Source organism: Gilliamella sp. A7 (assembly GCF_002142015.1).
GTDB lineage: Bacteria > Pseudomonadota > Gammaproteobacteria > Enterobacterales > Orbaceae > Gilliamella > Gilliamella apis_A.
Genome location: NZ_NASN01000008.1, coordinates 51,544 through 71,648, shown reverse-complemented (window position 1 = coordinate 71,648; position 20,105 = coordinate 51,544). Strand labels below are relative to the sequence as shown.

Here is a 20,105-nt window from a genome sequence, read left to right as displayed (position 1 = left end):
AGCGCGGTGGTCCCACCTGACCCCATGCCGAACTCAGAAGTGAAACGCCGTAGTGCCGATGGTAGTGTGGGTATTACCCATGTGAGAGTAGGGTGCCGCCAGACTTTTAAATATACGAGCCCAGCAGTAATGCTGGGCTTTTTTGCATTCTAAGAATAGTTAAAAATTCTTCAGAGGATGAGATGAGTTCATTAATCGCTTTTAATAAACCGTTTAATGTTGTGACACAATTTTCTGTACATGAAAAATATCAAACATTAAAAGATTATATATCTTTGCCTGGTTTTTATCCTGCTGGTCGTTTAGACACCGATAGTGAAGGTTTATTGCTGCTTACTAATGACGGTAAACTACAAGCAAAAATTAGCTCACCAAAATTTAAATTACCTAAAACTTATTGGGTGCAAGTAGAAGGATTAATTGACCGACAAGCCATAGATAAATTAACTCGTGGTGTGCAGTTAAAAGAGTTTCATACCGCTCCGGCAATCGTGACATCGCTTGCTGAGCCAACTAATTTATGGCGACGAATACCCCCTATCAGAGAACGCAAAACTATTCCTACTTCATGGATAAGTATTACCATAACAGAAGGAAAAAATCGGCAGGTTAGAAGAATGTGTGCTGCGGTTGGATTCCCTTGTTTACGCTTAGTCCGTGTCCAGATTGGCAAATATAATTTATTCTCTCATCAGTTACCTTTAGGCGAATGGCGTTCGGTTGCTATTGGTGATCTTTATCTCCGCTAACCAGATTTAACAGACAATTCTAAAAGAATTATATTTTTGAAAGATCAAAAGGATCAATTATATGATTCTCTTTGATCGAATCCTTTGGGCTTTATTGTAAAATAAGATAAAATGATCATTAATATTGATCGTGGGATAGATTATTTATGGTTGAACAAAAGAAAGAAGGTTTTTTTTCTCGTTTAAAGAAAGGGCTTTTTAAAACTAAACAAAATATTGGATCTGGTTTTCTAAGTTTATTTAAAGGCAAAAAGATCGATGATGAGCTGTTTGAAGAATTAGAAGAACAGTTGATCATTGCTGATGTCGGTTTCGACACCACACAAAGATTAATTAGTTCGTTAACGCAACAAGCCTCAAGAAAAGAATTAAAAGATGCGGATGCATTACATGATCTATTAAAAAATGAAATGAAATCTATTTTAGATGGTGCTCAGCAACCACTTAATATAGAAAATCATAAACCTTTTGTTATCTTGATGGTTGGTGTCAATGGTGTTGGAAAAACAACAACTATTGGTAAATTAGCCCGTCAATTTCAACAACAGGGCAAATCAGTAATGCTTGCTGCTGGCGATACCTTTCGTGCTGCGGCAGTTGAACAATTACAAGTTTGGGGTGAACGTAATCACATTCCTGTCATCGCTCAGCATATTAATGCTGACTCTGCGTCAGTAATTTTTGATGCTATTCAGGCAGCAAAAGCAAAAAATATTGATGTCTTAATTGCTGATACTGCTGGCCGTTTGCAAAATAAATCTCATTTAATGGATGAATTAAAAAAAATAGTCAGAGTAATTAAAAAGCAAGATGAATCAGCACCGCATGAAATTATGTTAACTATAGATGCAGGGACTGGACAAAATGCAATTAGCCAAACAAAACTGTTTAATGAAGCGGTTGGCGTAACAGGGATGACATTAACCAAGTTAGATGGTACTGCAAAAGGTGGTATTATATTTAGCATAGCTGATCAATTTAATATTCCAATCCGCTATATTGGTGTAGGTGAAAAAATTGAAGATTTAAGACCTTTTGTTGCTGATGATTTTATTAATGCCCTATTTGACGAAACGGAAGAATAGAGATAAATCATGATCCAATTTCAACGTGTTAGTAAAGTTTATTCGGGTGGCAAACCGGCTTTACAAAATATAACATTTGCTTTAGGGCAAGGAGAAATGGCCTTTTTAACTGGTCACTCTGGCGCGGGTAAAAGTACGTTAATGCGTTTGATTTGTGGATTAGAAAAAGCTAATGATGGCAAGGTATTACTGAATGGCGTTGATGTTTCCAGTTTGAAAAAACATCAAATGCCTTTTTTGCGTCGCACCATCGGCATGATTTTCCAAGATCATCAACTATTACTTGATCATACGGTTTATGATAATGTCGCTTTTCCATTAATTATTTTAGGTAAACCTGTTGAAGAAATTAAAAGACGTGTTTCTGCGGCATTAGATAAAGTTGGCTTGATTGATAAAATGAAATTTTATCCAATACAACTATCTGGTGGTGAACAGCAACGAGTAGGGATCGCTCGGGCAATCGTCAATCGACCTAGGGTTTTACTCGCTGACGAACCAACCGGTAATCTAGATGACAAACTCTCAAAAGATATTTTGAAATTATTTGAAGAGTTTAATCAAGCCGGTGTAACTGTGTTAATGGCAACCCATAATATGGGGTTGATACGTCGAAAACATCATCGAATACTAAATTTAAATCAAGGACGTTTAGAGGTTAAAAGTTGATGATAAATGCAAAGGTTAAACCATCTAAACAAAAAAACAAAACCAAAAACAACAATAGCTTTTTGGGACGCTGGCAAAGGCAGATCAGCTACGCATGGCATAATGTGTTTAACTATTTTTACCAAAATATATTTGCTTCTTTATTGACGATTTTGGTTATTGCTATATCAATTACTTTGCCGACTATAGGCTACTTATTATTGAAAAATGCCAATCAAGCGGCGGAACAGTGGTATCCGACACCTAATTTAACAGTTTATATTAATAAAACTCTAGATTCGGAACAAACCAATAATCTAATTGAAAAATTTAAGGCTATTGTTGAAGTTGAAGATGTGACTTATCTTTCTCGTGAAGAGACTCGGGAAGAGTTCAAGACTTGGTCTGGATTTGATGATGCTCTTGATCTACTCGATGAAAATCCATTACCAGCAGTTGCTATTGTTTTTCCAATAGAAGATGCCAAATCTACCGATAAATTACATGATTTGCAAACACAGTTAAAAAAAATAGCGGGTGTTGATGATGTGCAACTTGATGATAGCTGGTTCACTCGATTAACCGCATTAACCAATATGGTAAAATCAATAGTGTGGACAATCTCAATTTTTATGGTTATTGCGGTATCACTGGTTATTGGTAATAGTATTCGGTTAAATATATTTGCCCGTAGGCAAACAATTATTGTTATGCAATTGATTGGTGCGACTGAAGGCTTTATTTTACGACCATTTTTATATAATGGCATTTTTACCGGGTTGATTAGTGCTATTTTGGCGTTGATTCTATCGAAAGTATTTATTCTTCAAATAGATTCAACCATGTTGCATGTATCTGATGTTTTTGGAACAATGATTAGTATAAATGGGCTTTCATGGGAAGAAAGTTTATTGATTGTTTTATTTTCGATGATTATTGGTTGGTTTTCAGCATTTATTGCTACTAAAAAATATTTGAATAAAATGGTAATAGCTTCATAATTGTATGATTATATCTCTACATTTTTTAATTGATGATATTGCGCAAGTATAATGATAAAAATGTGAACTAAATCACATTTTGATGGTCTAAGTTTATAGAAAGATTTTAAATTGTTACTTATGTAAAATGTAGCAAAATTAGTTTAATTTAAGGGGGAATTAAATGAGTACTGATTTAAAAATGCAAGCAGGTGCTTTAATCCCACAAGGAAATATTGAATCATATCTTCGTATGATAAATACTTATCCGATGCTAACTGCAGAGGAAGAGAAGTCTTTAGGTGAACGTCTTTATTATCATGATGATGTGGATGCAGCAAGACAATTGATTTTGTCCCATTTGCGTTTTGTTGCGCATATTGCGCGTGGTTATTCTGGTTATGGTCTACCACAAGCCGATTTGATTCAAGAAGGTAATATTGGTTTAATGAAAGCCGTTCGTCGTTTCAATCCTGAAATGGGTGTTCGTTTAGTATCATTTGCAGTACATTGGATAAAAGCTGAAATTCATGAATATGTACTAAAAAATTGGCGTATTGTTAAAGTTGCTACAACCAAAGCACAAAGAAAATTATTCTTTAATTTAAGAAAGAATAAACAACGCTTAGGTTGGTTTAATAGCGCTGAAGTCGATATGGTTGCTGATGAACTAGGTGTAAGTCGTAAAGACGTCTTGGAGATGGAATCACGTATGTCAGCGCAAGATATGTCATTTGATATTGATAATGATGACGATGATAATTCAATTGTCGCTCCAGCGCTTTATTTAGAAGATGGTAATTCTGATTTTTCAAAATCGATCGAAAACGATAATTGGGAAAATGACGCAACTGACAAGTTACATGATGCCTTGTCTCAATTAGACGAGCGTAGCCAAGATATTATCAAAGCTCGTTGGTTAGATGCCGATGACAGTAAATCAACATTGCAAGTATTGGCCGATAAATATAGCGTTTCAGCCGAACGTATACGCCAACTTGAAAAAAATGCAATGAAAAAACTACGAGTTGCGATAGAAGCATAATTGCTTTTATTAATAACATATAAGCCCTACTTTGGTTAAAAGTAGGGCTTTTTTATATGCTGAATTTAAGTTAGTTTATAAATAAGTTAAGAATTAAAATAACTAGTTGAATAAAGTAGTTATATTTAAATTTTTTTATACACTATAGTTTAAGATTAAATAGATAATCACCAAGAAGTTAGTTTTGATACGAGGGATAAAAATGTTAAATAATTTGCAGAGAGTTATTTTACTTAGTCTAATTACTGTTAGTTTAGGTGCTTGTAATGATAATGCTAAAAATACATCTTCTGATGAATCCATTGATACTGGTGTTATTGAATGTGATCGCTATATAAAATTAGTTCATGAATTACAATTATCATCTAAACTCCCAGCTGATCCTGAAGAATCATTAGAAACTACTATAAATCATTTTAAACAATTGATAGAAAGAAATCCCGAATCAACTAAGAGAGAATGTAATTCTGCCTATACTGCTTTGCGATCAATGAATCGCTAACCATGCAGCTTCTTGAGCATGTAATAAGGCTGTATCAAAGAAAGGAATGGCGTAATCTTGTTGGGATATTAATAAACCGATCTCGGTACAGCCTAAAATCACACCTTCAGCACCTTGCTTAACGAGTTTATCAATTATATTAAGGTAAGCTTGCTTGGATTCTGGCTTTATTTTTCCAAGGCAAAGTTCATCATAAATAATATTATTAATGATGATTCTATCTTGTTCATTAGGGATTAAAACATTTAAACCTTTTTCAATTAATTTTGATTTGTAAAAGTCTTGTTCCATGGTGTACTTAGTTCCAAGTAAGGCAACCGATTTTATTTTATCTTTGATCAAATGTTTGGCGGTCACGTCAGCGATATGAATGATAGGAATTGTAATCGTTTTTTGAATTTGGTCTGCAACCTTATGCATCGTATTAGTACAAATAATAATAAAATCAGCACCGGCTAATTCTAATCTTTTGGCTGCATCAGTTAAAATAATCGCGCTTTTATCCCATTCATTATTCGCTTGGCAGCTTTCAATTTCTTGAAAATCGACACTATATAACAGAGTTTTAGCTGAATGTAATCCACCAAGCGATTGGCCAATAAATTGATTAATGACTTGATAATAAGTAACGGTACTTTCCCAGCTCATACCTCCAATTAATCCAATTGTTTTCATTTCTAATACTCCATAATATTTTTACTATTAGTAATTAATTATTAGATATAATTATTAGTATGTAAAGATAATAAGTTAGAATAAAATATCATTAACTATTAGAAAATTTTAGTGAATAAGTTATAAAAAACGTATTGTAGCCGTTGGTTGATAAATGGATGATTATTATTAATGAAAAAATATAAAAAGTATTTCGCATTTCTCCCATTTGGATTGCTAATGCTATCATTTTCATGTTTGGCTGAACCTAAAGTCATCCATGTTCTGGTGGCATTATGTGATAACAAATATCAGGCTATCGCTCCAGTACCTGCGGCAATTGGTAATGGCCAAGATCCTAAAAATAATCTTTACTGGGGTGCTGCTTATGGTTTTAAAACGTATTTTGCTAAACAAAAAGAGTGGCAAGTTATTCAAGTTAATAAACCTAATAATGGCAAGATATTAGAGGAGATAATTTATAAACATCAAAGCAAGGATGTCTATCTTATTGCTCAGGCATATGATGGTAAATATATCAATGATACCGTAGATGATTTTATTAGTTACTCAGCTGGAAAACAGTCAGCGACATTTTTAATCGATAAAACACAAATTGAGGCTGGATCAAAAGCCGATTTAGTTATTTATGTTGGTCATGATGCATTAATGGAGTGGTCATGGCGTAATTATTTACCCGATAGTTGGCGTTGGTATACCTTGTCAAAAGCAGAACAAGAAAAACAAAAGTCACGCTATGCAGCCGTATTTGCTTGTAAAAGTCAGAAATATTTTACTCCACCATTATCTCGATTAGGTATTACGCCACTTATTTTAACTTTGCACCGTATGGCTCCTGAAGCTTATAGTATTCATGCTATGATTAGTAGTTGGTTGGATGGTGAAGCAAAAGATGTAATAAGGCTTAAAGTAGCAACAGCTTATAGTCAATATCAAAAATTAAGCAAGCCTGCGTTACATATATTTACGACAGAATATAGTCAATAATCGTGTTCAACGACAGTAGATAATTCAACTTATTAATAAAAGGCCAATAAATATGTTGCAAATACCTAAAATAGTCATTTTAACTGGTGCTGGTATCTCTGCTGAATCAGGATTATCAACATTCCGTGCTCAAAATGGATTATGGGAAGGTCATAATGTGGATGATGTTGCTACTTACGAAGGTTATTTGCGTGATCCGATTGCCGTACATAGTTTTTATAATATGTTACGTAGTAAGTTACAAAATCCTGAGGTGAAACCCAATGCGGCTCATTTTGCTTTAGCGCAATTAGAACAGAAATTAGGCTCGGATAATGTACTAATTGTTACGCAAAATGTGGATAACCTTCATGAAAAAGCTGGTTCCAAAAATATCATCCACATGCATGGCGAATTATTAAAAGTGCGTAATGAAAAAACTGGGCAAGTTTTTGCTTGTTATGATGATGTAATTTATCAAGATAACCACTTAATTCGTCCACATATTGTTTGGTTCGGTGAAATGCCACTACAAATGGATGAAATCTATGATGCGCTATCAAAGGCGGATTTTTTTATTTCAATTGGTACTTCAGGAAATGTTTATCCAGCCGCTGGTTTTGTACAAATGGCTAATCAATTTGGCGTTAAAACAGTAGAACTTAACTTAGAGCCTAGTTTAGGTGAAAACTTATTTAAGACTAAAATTTACGGTCCTGCCAGTCAAGTAGTTCCTAAATATATTAAAAACTTTATGTAATGAAATATATTAGTTGAGCTCTTTTAGATAATTTTTGCCACCTAAATTACTCATTTGCCCGCGGATCCATTCGGCCTTTTTTTGTATCTTATCATCAGGATTGGCCGGACTCCATTTTCTTGGATTTGGTAGTGTAGCCGCTAATAAACTAGCTTGATGCGGTGTTAATTGACTAGCACTGACGTTAAAATAGTGTCGAGAAGCAGCTTCAATACCAAAAATACCTTCACCCCATTCCACACTATTTAAATAAATTTCGAGTGTACGTTGTTTTGACCAGATAAGCTCAATCCAAACGGTAAACCATGATTCAACACCTTTACGGATCCAACTACGTGATGAAAATAGAAAAATATTTTTTGCTACTTGCTGCGTTATGGTACTGGCACCACGGATTTTTCTATTTTTTTGATTATGAATGAGTGCCCGATTAATGGCTTTAAAATCAAAGCCCCAATGATCAGCAAAATTTTGATCTTCAGCTGCAATAACTGCAATCTTAATATTATCAGAAATCTGATCCCAATCTTTCCAAGTTCGCTGTTGGCTGATATTCCAGTGAGCGATTTTTCTTTCAACCATTAACATCGAACCAAACGGATTAACCCAACGCATTAATAAAATAAGAAAAACCGAAACTAGCATAAATCCAATCACGATTCTTTTTATTATGCTTAACGTTTTTCTTAATGTGATTTTCATGTTAGTCCAGATACCACTAATTAAAAATGGTTGAGTAAATAGTATTCTAATACAAAAAGAGTCAAGTGAGATAGGTTATATTAACCGTTAAATAAATAATTATTTATAAACATAACTATTTGTTCTGGCTCATTCATATTTAATACAGGGACAGATGTATTTAATGGCTCATCACTGGCAACGGCGATGGTAAAATTATCAATAAATAGTGGTTTTTTGATTGTATTTCGATGGCACATAATTTTAGGAATTTGCTCATCTTTAAATCCTTCAACTAATATGATATCAACATCGCTAAAATGGTTAATAAGTGTTTTTAAGTCAACGGGGTGATTGGGTGTTTCCTCAATCAATGCAAAACATTTATCACAAGCAATAATCGTTTGCTGTGCCCCAGCTTTGCGTAGCTCATAGCTATCTTTACCTGGGATATCTAACTCAATATCATGATGGGCATGTTTTAATGAACCTACCTTAATATTTTGTGAAACCATTAACTGAATAATCTTTTTTAGCAAAGTGGTTTTACCACACCCACTATACCCCGTGATGCCAATAATTTTTTTACTATTCATCGACTCTCGCCACTAACATGTTATATTTAAAAGTAGATATTACATTATTTTATACAAGATTAAAGGCAATGGTATGTACGATTTTTTAAATGATTATAATCAAACAGTGCACCCTGATTTATTAAAAGAATTTATCGATATTAATAATAAAAAGTTGAGTGGTTATGGTTTGGATGATTGTTGTAATGATGCCATCAATCACATAAGGGAAATATTAAAATCACCGAATGCTGATATACATTTTATGGCAGGTGGAACTATGACCAATTTGACGGTGATTTCGCATATTTTAAAACCTTATCAAGCGGTTATCGCTGCTGAAACTGGGCATATCAATGTGCATGAAACTGGCGCAATTGAGGCAACCGGGCATAAAGTGGTAACGGTTAAAACCGAAGATGGAAAATTAACGCCAGAATTAATCAAACCAGTGTTAGATTATCATTGTGATGAACATATGGTACAACCAAGACTGGTGTATATTTCTAATTCTACCGAATTAGGGACTATATATAGCAAGCAAGAGTTACAAAATTTGTATCAATTTTGTCAAAAAAATCATCTTTACCTTTATTTAGATGGTGCGCGTTTAGCAATGGCATTGGCCGCTAAAGATAATGACATTACTTTTCCTGACTTAGCCAAATATACCGATGCGTTTTATATTGGTGGTACCAAAGTTGGTGCTTTTGCCGGTGAAGCGTTAGTATTTAATAATCATAGCATTAATCATGACTTCCGCTTTAATATGAAACAGAAAGGGGCAATTTTAGCGAAAAGTTGGATTATAGCCGTGCAATTTAAAGCATTAATGCAAAATAACCTCTATCTTTCCTTAGGTAAACATAGTAATAGTATGGCCGAAAAACTCACAACCTTATTTGAAAAAGCCGGATTTACTTTTGCTGCTAAACCACAAACTAACCAATTATTTGTTAAGTTACCTAATCAATTAGCGCAAAAAATTCTTTCTGTTTATGCCGTGGATAATTTAGGGCAAAGTGATCCTGAACATATTTGCTTACGTTTTTGTACTTCATGGTCCACTCAGGAAGCTGAAATAGAAAACTTTGCTAAACAGTTAACTAAGCTACTTAAGGACGTATAGTGTGCTTTTCTATCGGTAAGTTTAGATTTGTTGTTATTTAAATTGAGAAATAAAAACATCTAAGGAAAGGGGATTTGAAGCTGTTAAATAGCTAAAAATCCCTTTTTTGTTATGCTGTGATTTAATATAAATAGATTAAAACTTCAACAGAATAGAAAATGTGTTTAGATGTGACTAAGTTTGTGATCAGCAAATCAATTAACTATATTAAAAATACTAATGAACAATAATATGTTACTAAACAAAACTTTAATTTTGAGGAAAGGGGGTTTTTTATAGTTTAAAATTACCGATTGGTTATTTGATATGGTAGTTTGAATGATTTAGTTATTTGCTTTGATCATAAAATTGGCATTTTCTAGCATATCTAATGTATTAATATTGGTAAAACTAGCTGGATTATCGCTAAAATCTACGGCAATGGCATTAATTTGCTGTAAAAATAACATCAGTTTGCGATGACCTTCTTCTAAATACTTTTTTAATTGTGGGGCGATGGATTTATTGATTAATAAAATGGTTGGGTGGTCATTTTTGCCATCAAAAGGATAGATAGCTTGATGGGTTGTAGTGAGTTTTGTTAAACGAGCGATAAGATCATCGGGTAAAAAAGGGGTATCACAACTGACAAATAAATTCCAAGTAGTAGTACTGCGTAATAAGCCACTATAAATTCCGGCAAGAGGCCCTAAAAATCCCTTTAAATCATCACAAAATACTGGATAACCAAGCGAAAGATATTGATCAACATGACGGTTACAATTAATCATTAGCAAATCGACTTGTGGCTTAATTCGATCAATAACATATTGATAAAGCGGTTTATCGGCTAATAACATCAAGCCTTTATCCTTACCATTCATACGGTTACTTTGACCACCAGCTAAAATAATGCCAGTAATTGGCGGCTTTTCCATAAATTCTTTCTCTTTTACATTGCTAAAAAACAAAATAGCATTACTATATAGCAAAGTTGTTTTTTAGTCGCAAATAACATATGTCACCAGTTTATGAATCTTTGTAAATGCACTATTTAAATTTAAAGTCGAGTATATAATAGATACTTTTTAATATATAGATAGTAACGAAAAAGATTAACATAAAGGTTTATATCATCACCTTCAACTTAGTTGAATATTAAATAAGGTATTTATTATGAAATGTCATCGTATCGATGAGTTAATAGAATTATTACAACCAGCTTGGGAAAACGATTCAGATCTTAATTTATTACAACTTTTAGATAAATTAGGAAAGGAAGCTGGTTTTGATGGTGATCTTAAAGATCTTAGTGATGAAGTTTTAATTTATCATTTAAAAATGCGTAATTCAGATAAAAACGAAGCTATACCTGGATTAAAAAAAGATTATGAAGATGATTTTAAAACCGCATTGTTAAAAGCGCGCGGAATTATTAAAGAATAAGGAGAATCAATTAAATGAAAAAAACGCTTATTGCAATTGGAGTATTACTAACCTCTGTGACCTGTTTTGCTAATGAAGCACCAGCAACTAGTACAAATGATACTCAGCCAGCTACAGCAAGTGCTGCTATACAATTAGCTCCGATTGAAAGTGGCAAACAATATGGTGTTTTGCCATTTCAGCCTTCTCCGGATAAAGAAGTTATTGAATTCTTTTCATTCAATTGCCCTAGCTGTTTTAAATTTGAAAGTGAATATCATGCACCAGAAATGATTGCTAAAGGCTTGCCAGAAGGTACAAAATTTAGACGCTACCATTTAGAAAACTTTGGCGCTTTAGCTAAAGATCTTTCTGAAGCATGGGCTATTGCTAATGTTTTAGGGATTGAAGATAAAGCCTCTGATGCGCTTTATAAAGCGGTACAAACCGACCGTAGAATAAAAACTGCTGATGATATTAAAGCCGTCTTTGCTGAGTTAGGTGTTGATTCTGAAAAGTTTGAGAAAACTCAAAAAAGTTTTTTAGTTAAAGCATTTATGGCACAACAAGCGGATGCAATTAAACAATTAAGCCCAGATTCCATTCCAATGGTAGTGGTTAATCGCAAGTTTTTTGTCAACTCACGAGGTCTTAATATCGATAACGTTACTGATTATATCAAAGACTATGCAAGAGTAACTGCTTATTTAGTTGATTTAGATCCGAATGTTGACGCAGAAAAAGATAAAGCTGAGAGTCAAAAGCAAGCAAAATAATCATAACTTAATGTTTTTACGGTTTTCTAAAAATATTAAAATCCCTTTGTTGGTTTACGGCAAAGGGATTTTATTTTATTAAACAGTCTCTATTCTCTTTCTAATGCATAAATTGGATCAAGTTTTGCAGCTCGTTTTGCCGGAACATAACCAAAAATAATACCAATCATAGTTGAACAGCTGAAGGCGGCGATAATCGAAATGATAGAAAAACTCATGGCAAATGAGGTAACAAAATAATTAAAAACAAAGCCGATAATAAATGATAGAACGATACCTAAGGTACCACCAATTAAACACACTAACACTGCTTCAATTAGAAATTGTTGTAAAATATCACTAGAACGTGCTCCCACCGCCATACGGACGCCAATTTCCCGAGTTCTTTCCGTTACTGATACCAGCATAATATTCATTACCCCAATACCACCAACAATCAAAGAAATTAATGCGATAGTTGAGATCAGCAAAGTTAATACCCAAGCTGAAGAATTAACGGTTTCTCTTACACTGTCTGAATTAAAGATAAAGAAATCTTTACTACCATGACGTTGCAACATAATTTTATTAATCGCTTGTTCGGCAACATTTAAATCAACATTATCATTTATTCGAACAGTAATACTTCTTAATGATGTTTGTCCAACCATACGATTAATTACAGTGGTATAAGGTAACCAAATATTAAGGCTTTCATTATTACCAAATCCTTGTTGCTGTCTAGTTGCAACCCCAATGATTCTAACGGGTAATTGGCCAACCATGAGAATTTTACCTATTGGATCTTGATCGCTAAATAATCTTTTAACGGTATTTTCATCAATTACTGCTTCTTGGGATGAGGTCATTACCGCTGTTTGATCGAAGGCAATGCCTTTACTGATTGTATAGCCACGTACGGCAAAAAATTGCTCGCCGACACCATTAACTGTCCCAGTAACCGCTAAATTATCAATACGGAAATAGACGCTAGTAGAAAGGTTAGGCGTGGTACTATGAACAAAACTTTGTTGAGCTAGAAAATCAGCATCCGATGATCGTAGTGTAGTAATTTTATCAGCATTGCGATCACCAAAACCGCTGCCGGCATAAATTTCTAAAGTACTGGTGCCTAATGAATTAATATTAGAGAGTATTTTCTGCTTTGTTCCTTCCCCTAAAGCAACCATAGAGACCACTGAAGCAATACCAATGATAATACCCAACATAGTCAAGAAAGTTCGTAATCGTTGTGACAACATGGATAATATTGCCATTTTAAACGCATCGCGAAAACGGTAATATTTAGCTGAAAAATTATCTTGAGTTTTGGTTATTTCGATTTGCTTAACTTGTCGATTATTAGCTTGTTCAGAGCAATAATTAGGATTAATTGAATCGGAAATAATATTGCCATCACTAATTTCAATAATTCTTTCGGCACTTTGGGCAATATTGGGGTCATGGGTAACGATAATGACAGTATGCCCTTGTTGATGCAACTCTCGTAAAATAGCCATGACTTCTAAACCACTTTTACGATCGAGTGCGCCAGTTGGTTCATCGGCTAATATAATTTGCCCGCCATTGATTAATGCCCGTCCAATACTTACTCGTTGTTGCTGGCCACCGGATAATTGATTGGGTTTATTATTTATTTTATCGGCAAGGCCTAAACGAGATAAAATGTTGGTGGCACGGCTTTGCCGTTGTTCATTGGTCACACCAGCATAAATTGCCGGTATTTCCACATTACCTTGTGCGGTTAAGGCATTTAATAAATGATAACGTTGAAAGATAAAGCCAAAATGTTCACGGCGTAACTCAGCTAATTCATCCGGCGATAATTGACTCGTTGTTCGGCCACCAATGGAATAAATTCCCTCTGTTGGCTTATCAAGACAACCAAGAATATTCATTAAAGTCGATTTACCAGAACCAGAGGCCCCTATAATGGCAACCATTTCCCCGGCATTAATGGTTAAGTTGATGCCTTTTAGAACTTGTATCGTAGAATCTCCAGCCGGAAATTCGCGAATAATATTCTCAAGTTTTATTAATGGAGTATTATTGTTGGTCATCTTAGAATCTTATCCTTGGTCCTTTGTTATTTGGATTAAATGTTGCACCATTTGCACTACTAACAACGACAACTTCTCCTTCTTTAAGACCTGATTTGATTTCAACATTAATATTATTATTAATCCCTAAATTGACTTCTCGCTCTTCGATACTATTTTGATTATTCAGAACATAAACAATCGCTTTATCTTTATCTGTATTTTTTTGGATAGCTTGTGATGGAATGGTTAGGACATCTTTTGCTTCTGCTAGTACAATATAAACTTGAGCTGTCATAGAAATACGTAAAATATGATCAGGATTATCGACATCCAGTAAACCGTTATAATAAATTGCACTTTTGGTGGTCGATGACGTACTTGAGTTAGCTGAACTTTCGGTATTAATTGAGTCAGGGGCTGGTTCAATAGCTCGCAATGTTAGTCCATCAAAACGCTTGTTTGGTTGTCCCAATATAGTGAAATAAACCGGCATTCCTTTTTTTACACCAATAACATCAGCTTCGGAAATTTGTGCTTCAATGGTCATTTTATCCAGTTGGGCAACTTTAACGATAGTTGGTGCACTTTGTACCGAGTTTACGGTTTGTCCTTGATCAACCGGAATCGCAACAATAACACCATCAATCGGTGACCGTATTTTAGTGTAGCCTAAATTGACTTTTGCAGTATCAACTGCGACTTGAGCACTGACAATATCTGCGTCAAGAGCGGCAATATCAGCTTTAATCGCATCAAGATCTGCTTTGGCAGAATCTAAATCAGATTGGACGCCAACCCCTTTTTTAACCAACTTTAATTGACGATCATAGGTTAATTGATAATTGACTAATTTTGCTTGCTTCGAGGTTCGTTGAGCTTCTAAGCTGTTAAGAGATGCCTCGGATTGTTTAAGATCATTGCTTTGCTTAAGATCATCAATCTCAGCAATCATATCACCTTGTTTAACCTCATCACCGAGCTCAACATACAATTTTTTAATTTGCCCAGAAACTTGCGCACCAACGCTAACTTGTTTGAAAGCACTTATAGTGCCATCAGCAAGTACAGTTTTCTCAATATTCGCTTTAGTGACCGTTGAGGTTATATAATTAATATTTGGTTCAGCAGGAAACAAAATTAATTTTGCTATATAAAGCAGAACAAAACCAATAACCGTAATAACGATGGATTTAAATGTTAAGAATTTTGCCAATCTTTTCATCCTATTATTTCTTTTGTTATTTTTTTGAGCATTGTAACGTATTAATTTACTTTGCAATGATAACTAAAGATAATAAATTGTAATTTTTATGAAAATTAATTAGTTTTGGTGCTAAATTTTGTTTTAAAAAACCCCTTTCCTCAAAATTTTTTTGCAAAAATTTTAATAATCATGTGATAGCAATGTAGATCCGTATTAGGAATTATTGGCGATTGCGTTATAATGGCGCCAATTTTTTTACTGGTTAAAGATATTATAGCAATGGCATTAAAAATAACCGAAAAGTGTATTAATTGTGATATGTGTGAACCCGAGTGTCCAAATGAGGCTATCTCAATGGGGTTTGATACTTATGAAATTGATCCAAATAAATGTACTGAATGTGTTGGTTATTATGATCATTCGACTTGCCAGCGAGTTTGTCCGATTCAAAATGCGATTATTGCCGATCCGGATTGTGTCGAAAGCCACGAGCAGTTATTGGAAAAGTTCAAGCAACTAACTCATTCTTCTTAGTTAGTTGATTTAGCCTCTATGCGTAATTCTTTTGGAATTTCAAAGGTGATATTTTCTGAAATTCCTTCGGTTTCAACCAATGATGTACAACCTAAACTTTTTAGGTGATCGATAACTTGCTTAACCAAAATATCTGGCGCTGATGCCCCAGCTGTTACACCGATAGTTCGAGCATTAATTAGCCACTCAAGATTAATATCGGATGCGAAATCAATCAAATAAGCGTGTTTACTGTTTCGCCTTGCCAGTTCAGCTAATCGGTTTGAGTTTGACGAGTTTTTCGAACCAACTACTAAAACCACATCGGCTTGAGATGATAGCTGTTTAACCGCTTGCTGGCGATTGGTGGTCGCATAGCAGATATCGTTTTTACGAGGGCTGCGAATATTTGGAAAGCGATTTTTTAAAGCTGAGATTATCTCAGCAGTATCATCAACTGATAACGTTGTTTGAGTTGTAAAACAGAGATGCTGGTCGTTTTTTACTTGCAGGTTCTGCACATCTTCAATAGATTCGACTAAATAAATACCGCCTTCGGGATTGCTATACTGCCCCATTGTACCATCGACCTCAATATGGCCAGCGTGACCAATAAGAATGACTTCTTCTCCTCGATAGCTTGCTCTAGCAACTTCCATATGAACTTTGGTAACTAAAGGACAGGTTGCATCAAATATCCGTAGTTGACGGCGTTTAGCTTCATCACGAACTGCTTTAGATACGCCATGGGCGGAGAAAATAAGGATACTATCGTCAGGTACTTCATTGATTTCTTCAATAAATATTGCGCCTAACTCTTTAAGACGATTAACTACGTAGCGATTATGAACGACTTCATGGCGCACATAAACCGGTGCGCCAAACAGTTCGATTGCTCGTTCAACGATGGTGATTGCTCGATCTACACCAGCACAAAAACCACGTGGATTAGCGAGGATAATTTGCATGTTAATCCATCTTTTTCGGTTTTATATAATTGCTTAGGATAAAGACTCCAATACCTAAACAAATGGCACAGTCGGCAATATTAAAAGTTGGGTAATGCCAATCACCAAAATTAACATCTAGAAAATCAACAACAAAACCATGATAGAGGCGATCGAATAGGTTGCCTAACGCACCGCCTAAAATTAATGCTAATGAGAAGTTTTCTAGTTTTTGTTTATGCTTATTGCGATATAGCATATAAACAATTATGGTGCTGACAATAAAGGCAATTGCTGCCAGTATCCAGCGTTGGCCTTCAAATATACTGAATGCGGCACCAATATTGCGGACATATGTTATTGAGAAGAAGGGGAGTAGATTTACTGATTCAAAAAGGAAAAAATTCTTCACAATCCAAAATTTACTTGCGATATCTATAACAAAAACCACTACCGCTAATAATAACCAGTAAAGTCCGTTATCTTTTTTCATATAATCTATGCTCATTATTATAATACCGCCGACAATCGTCGGCGGTAAATGTACTTAGTTAATTGCTATAAAATTATTTTTATAGCTCTTTTCTATTCCTATCACTAACTGTTAGTGGTTAAGCAAAATGTCTTACTTCACCATTGCCATGAATATTTTCTTCACAGCGTTTACATAAGTGAGTAGTTGGATTGTTATCAACAGTATAATGCCAGCAGCGAGGGCATTTATCGCCTTGTGCTTTAGCAAGCTCAATTTTAAGACCTTGAATATCACTTTGTACTGCTTGTTGTGATGCACTGTCTAACGGTTTAACACTTGCTTGTGAAGTCAGTAATACAAAACGTAATTCGTTTTCTAATTTCGCAAGTGCCGTAGCAATTTCGCTATTGGCATAAAGTGTAACTGCTGCTTCGAGTGAACCGCCAATAACTTTATCATTACGACCTTGCTCTAACACTTTGTTCACTTCACTACGAATAGTTAAAATTTGTGTCCAGTAAGCGCTGTTTAGTGTTTCACTCTCAGATAGGCTAAATAGTGAGGTATACCATTCATCTTCAAACACAAATTCTGATTTTTCTGTTGCTGGTAGATATTGCCAAATTTCATCTGCAGTAAATGATAAAACAGGTGCAATCCAACGAACCATCGCTTGAGCAATATGGTATAACGCTGTTTGACAGCTATGACGGGCAATACTGTCACTTTTCGCCGTATATTGACGATCTTTGATAATATCTAAATAGAATGAGCCCATTTCAATTGAGCAGAATTGCATTATGCGTTGTACCACTCTATGAAAATCGTAGTTTTCATAGGCTTGAATAATTTGTTCCTGTGCTTCTTTAGCCACGCTAACCGCCCAGCGATCGAGTACCACCATATCTTCAGGTTTAACCATATCTTTAACTGGATCGAAACCATTTAAGTTAGCCAATAAGAAACGCGCAGTATTACGGATACGGCGATAGCTATCAGCTGCACGTTTGATGATTTCATCGGAATAGCTCATTTCACCTGAATAATCGGTTGAAGCAATCCATAATCGTAGAATATCGGCACCTAATTTATTCATTACCTCTTGTGGTGTAACGATATTACCTAGCGATTTAGACATTTTACGACCTTGTCCATCGACCACAAAGCCATGCGTTAATACTTGTTTATACGGTGCTTTGTTATCAATTGCCGTTGATAACATTAACGAAGACATAAACCAACCACGATGTTGATCTGAACCTTCTAAATACATATCTGCTTCATGTCCTTCAAACTCAGGACGTACGCCAACAACTGAATAGAATGTTGAACCTGAATCAAACCATACATCTAGCGTGTCTGGTACTTTGCGATAATCATTGGCATCTGGACCTAATAGGTCTTTAATACCGGCATCCCACCATGCTTGAATACCATTTTGCTCAACTAATTTAGCGACTTTTTCGACTAATTGTAGTGTGTCTGGATGTAACTCTTCAGTTTCTTTGTGTACAAATAACGTCATTGGTACGCCCCATGTACGTTGACGTGAAATACACCAATCAGGACGATTTGCCACCATTGTTTCAATTCGAGCTTGACCCCAATCAGGGATCCAACGAACTTGTTTAATCTCTTTTAGCGATTGAGCACGTAAACCTTGTTTATCCATGCTGATAAACCATTGTGGAGTTGCACGATAAATTACAGGTGTTTTATGTCGCCAACAGCATGGGTAACTATGTTCAATATTTTCAAAGTGTAATAGTGCATTGTGTTCTTTTAATAGCTCAATGACTACTTTATTGGCTTTAAAAACGAATAAACCATCTAAACCAGCACCAGTTCCCGGTAAATAACAACCATTACCTCCAACCGGATTGGCTACTTCAAGGCCATATTTTTGGCCAACGATAAAGTCTTCAGCACCGTGACCTGGAGCAGTATGAACAGCACCAGTACCCGCATCAACAGTAACGTGTTCACCAAGCACAATTGGCTCATCAAAATCGAGGAATGGATGTTTGAAACGTAATAATTCAAGCGCATCACCTTGGCAAGAACCTAAGATTTTCCAATCAGTGATATCAGCACGTTTCATAACTGATTCAACTAAATCAGCAGCTAAAATTAGGCACTCTTTATCGTTGATTTGGACTAATTGATATTCTACCGTTGCATTAAGCGCAATTCCTCGGCTAGCTGGTAATGTCCATGGTGTGGTGGTCCAGATAACCGCATAAATAGTTAAGTTAGTACTAACTCCGAATTTATTTGCTACTGCTTGATTGTCAGTTGCTTTGAATTTGACATCAATTGCCGGTGATGATTTATCATAATATTCAACTTCGGCTTCCGCTAAGGCTGACATACAGTCGGTACACCAATAAACTGGTTTAGCTCCTTTGACTAAATGACCATTTTCGATCACTCTACCTAAAGCCCGAATAATATTCGCCTCAGTATCATAGTTCATTGTACGATATGGATTTTGCCAATCGCCAAGTACACCCATACGAATAAAATCAGCTTTTTGTAGTTCAACTTGTGAAGCCGCATAATCACGACAAATTTGGCGAAATTCAGCTGGTGTTACTTTTACGCCGGGTTTACCAACCTGTTCTTCAACTTTTTGTTCTATCGGTAATCCATGACAATCCCATCCTGGAATATACGGGGAGTCATAACCACTTAAACCTTTAGATTTGATGATAATATCTTTAATTATTTTATTAACGGCATGACCGATATGAAGTTTTCCGTTTGCATAAGGAGGGCCATCATGCAAAATAAAAGATTTTTTGCCTTTTTTTACTTGACGGATTTTGCGATAAAGTTCTTTATCATACCAATTTTGCAACATAGCTGGTTCACGTTTAGCAAGATCGCCTCGCATAGGGAATCCAGTTTCCGGTAAATTCAATGTATTTTTATAGTCTGTCATGCTGA

20 protein-coding genes, 1 rRNA gene and 1 pseudogene are annotated in these 20,105 nt (G+C 35.1%); 13 read left to right on the top strand and 9 right to left on the bottom strand.

What is annotated here, in order from left to right; genetic code table 11:
- The 7 genes and pseudogenes from rrf to B6D18_RS03960 all read left to right on the top strand — a co-directional run.
- A 5S ribosomal RNA gene (gene rrf / locus B6D18_RS03990) occupies positions 1 to 104 on the top strand; the annotation flags it as partial.
- 78 nt (positions 105 to 182) lie between these two features.
- The gene (locus B6D18_RS03985) at positions 183 to 749 is read left to right on the top strand and encodes a pseudouridine synthase (RefSeq protein ID WP_086363251.1); all 567 of its coding nucleotides are present in this window, start codon (positions 183 to 185) and stop codon (positions 747 to 749) included.
- Between the two features lie 161 nt (positions 750 to 910).
- Positions 911 to 1,834 (top strand): annotated as a pseudogene (ftsY, locus tag B6D18_RS03980) (signal recognition particle-docking protein FtsY); the annotation flags it as partial.
- A gap of 9 nt (positions 1,835 to 1,843) precedes the next feature.
- Complete coding sequence (gene ftsE, locus B6D18_RS03975; RefSeq protein ID WP_086363250.1) at positions 1,844 to 2,503, top strand: cell division ATP-binding protein FtsE; 660 nt, start codon at positions 1,844 to 1,846, stop codon at positions 2,501 to 2,503.
- Complete coding sequence (gene ftsX, locus B6D18_RS03970) at positions 2,503 to 3,483, top strand: permease-like cell division protein FtsX (protein ID WP_086363249.1); 981 nt, start codon at positions 2,503 to 2,505, stop codon at positions 3,481 to 3,483. The genes ftsE and ftsX overlap by 1 nt, the downstream gene beginning before the upstream one ends.
- 163 nt (positions 3,484 to 3,646) lie before the next feature.
- Positions 3,647 to 4,507, top strand: a complete 861-nt coding sequence (gene rpoH, locus B6D18_RS03965) for an RNA polymerase sigma factor RpoH (RefSeq protein WP_086360144.1) — start codon at positions 3,647 to 3,649, stop codon at positions 4,505 to 4,507.
- A gap of 202 nt (positions 4,508 to 4,709) precedes the next feature.
- Positions 4,710 to 5,009 (top strand): hypothetical protein, encoded by a 300-nt coding sequence (locus B6D18_RS03960; protein ID WP_086363248.1) that lies wholly within the window; start codon positions 4,710 to 4,712, stop codon positions 5,007 to 5,009.
- On the opposite strand, the gene B6D18_RS03955 is transcribed toward B6D18_RS03960, so the two are convergent.
- On the bottom strand, positions 4,995 to 5,684 hold the full coding sequence (locus B6D18_RS03955) for an aspartate/glutamate racemase family protein (RefSeq protein WP_086363247.1): 690 nt from the start codon (positions 5,682 to 5,684) through the stop codon (positions 4,995 to 4,997). The genes B6D18_RS03960 and B6D18_RS03955 overlap by 15 nt on opposite strands.
- 219 nt (positions 5,685 to 5,903) lie before the next feature.
- On the opposite strand from B6D18_RS03955, the gene B6D18_RS03950 reads away from it, so the two are divergent.
- Together B6D18_RS03950 and cobB are read left to right on the top strand one after the other, a co-directional pair.
- Positions 5,904 to 6,671 (top strand): hypothetical protein, encoded by a 768-nt coding sequence (locus B6D18_RS03950; RefSeq protein WP_086363246.1) that lies wholly within the window; start codon positions 5,904 to 5,906, stop codon positions 6,669 to 6,671.
- 52 nt (positions 6,672 to 6,723) lie between these two features.
- Positions 6,724 to 7,410, top strand: a complete 687-nt coding sequence (gene cobB / locus B6D18_RS03945; RefSeq protein ID WP_086363245.1) for a Sir2 family NAD+-dependent deacetylase — start codon at positions 6,724 to 6,726, stop codon at positions 7,408 to 7,410.
- 9 nt (positions 7,411 to 7,419) lie between these two features.
- Here cobB and mtgA read toward each other — a convergent pair whose 3' ends face one another.
- Both mtgA and mobB read right to left on the bottom strand, forming a co-directional pair.
- A complete protein-coding gene (mtgA, locus tag B6D18_RS03940) occupies positions 7,420 to 8,112 on the bottom strand; it encodes a monofunctional biosynthetic peptidoglycan transglycosylase (RefSeq protein ID WP_086363244.1) in 693 nt (230 codons plus the stop codon).
- An 80-nt stretch (positions 8,113 to 8,192) separates the two neighbouring features.
- Complete coding sequence (gene mobB / locus B6D18_RS03935) at positions 8,193 to 8,687, bottom strand: molybdopterin-guanine dinucleotide biosynthesis protein B (protein WP_086363243.1); 495 nt, start codon at positions 8,685 to 8,687, stop codon at positions 8,193 to 8,195.
- A gap of 73 nt (positions 8,688 to 8,760) precedes the next feature.
- On the opposite strand from mobB, the gene B6D18_RS03930 reads away from it, so the two are divergent.
- Complete coding sequence (locus B6D18_RS03930; protein ID WP_086363242.1) at positions 8,761 to 9,795, top strand: low specificity L-threonine aldolase; 1,035 nt, start codon at positions 8,761 to 8,763, stop codon at positions 9,793 to 9,795.
- 323 nt (positions 9,796 to 10,118) lie between these two features.
- Here B6D18_RS03930 and mobA read toward each other — a convergent pair whose 3' ends face one another.
- On the bottom strand, positions 10,119 to 10,712 hold the full coding sequence (gene mobA / locus B6D18_RS03925; protein WP_086363241.1) for a molybdenum cofactor guanylyltransferase MobA: 594 nt from the start codon (positions 10,710 to 10,712) through the stop codon (positions 10,119 to 10,121).
- Positions 10,713 to 10,950: 238 nt separating this feature from the next.
- On the opposite strand from mobA, the gene B6D18_RS03920 reads away from it, so the two are divergent.
- Together B6D18_RS03920 and B6D18_RS03915 are read left to right on the top strand one after the other, a co-directional pair.
- Positions 10,951 to 11,220, top strand: a complete 270-nt coding sequence (locus B6D18_RS03920; protein WP_086363240.1) for a YihD family protein — start codon at positions 10,951 to 10,953, stop codon at positions 11,218 to 11,220.
- 14 nt (positions 11,221 to 11,234) lie between these two features.
- Complete coding sequence (locus B6D18_RS03915; protein ID WP_086363239.1) at positions 11,235 to 11,975, top strand: DsbA family protein; 741 nt, start codon at positions 11,235 to 11,237, stop codon at positions 11,973 to 11,975.
- 89 nt (positions 11,976 to 12,064) lie between these two features.
- Here B6D18_RS03915 and B6D18_RS03910 read toward each other — a convergent pair whose 3' ends face one another.
- Both B6D18_RS03910 and B6D18_RS03905 read right to left on the bottom strand, forming a co-directional pair.
- Positions 12,065 to 14,035: a MacB family efflux pump subunit gene (locus tag B6D18_RS03910; protein WP_086363238.1), complete on the bottom strand. Its 1,971-nt coding sequence runs from the start codon at positions 14,033 to 14,035 to the stop codon at positions 12,065 to 12,067.
- A 1-nt stretch (position 14,036) separates the two neighbouring features.
- Entirely contained in the window at positions 14,037 to 15,230 is a 1,194-nt protein-coding gene (locus B6D18_RS03905; RefSeq protein WP_216818832.1) for an efflux RND transporter periplasmic adaptor subunit, read from the bottom strand.
- Positions 15,231 to 15,500: 270 nt separating this feature from the next.
- Between B6D18_RS03905 and B6D18_RS03900 the strand changes: the two genes are divergently transcribed.
- Positions 15,501 to 15,755 carry a YfhL family 4Fe-4S dicluster ferredoxin gene (locus B6D18_RS03900; RefSeq protein WP_086363255.1) on the top strand — a complete coding sequence of 85 codons (255 nt, stop codon included), beginning with the start codon at positions 15,501 to 15,503 and terminating at the stop codon, positions 15,753 to 15,755.
- On the opposite strand, the gene ispH is transcribed toward B6D18_RS03900, so the two are convergent.
- The 3 genes from ispH to ileS all read right to left on the bottom strand — a co-directional run bounded on the left by ispH (position 15,752) and on the right by ileS (position 20,100).
- Entirely contained in the window at positions 15,752 to 16,702 is a 951-nt protein-coding gene (gene ispH / locus B6D18_RS03895) for a 4-hydroxy-3-methylbut-2-enyl diphosphate reductase (RefSeq protein WP_086363236.1), read from the bottom strand. The genes B6D18_RS03900 and ispH overlap by 4 nt on opposite strands.
- A gap of 1 nt (position 16,703) precedes the next feature.
- Entirely contained in the window at positions 16,704 to 17,174 is a 471-nt protein-coding gene (gene lspA / locus B6D18_RS03890; protein WP_086363235.1) for a signal peptidase II, read from the bottom strand.
- Positions 17,175 to 17,292: 118 nt separating this feature from the next.
- A complete protein-coding gene (ileS, locus tag B6D18_RS03885) occupies positions 17,293 to 20,100 on the bottom strand; it encodes an isoleucine--tRNA ligase (protein ID WP_086363234.1) in 2,808 nt (935 codons plus the stop codon).
- Between the last annotated feature and the right edge of the window lie 5 nt (positions 20,101 to 20,105).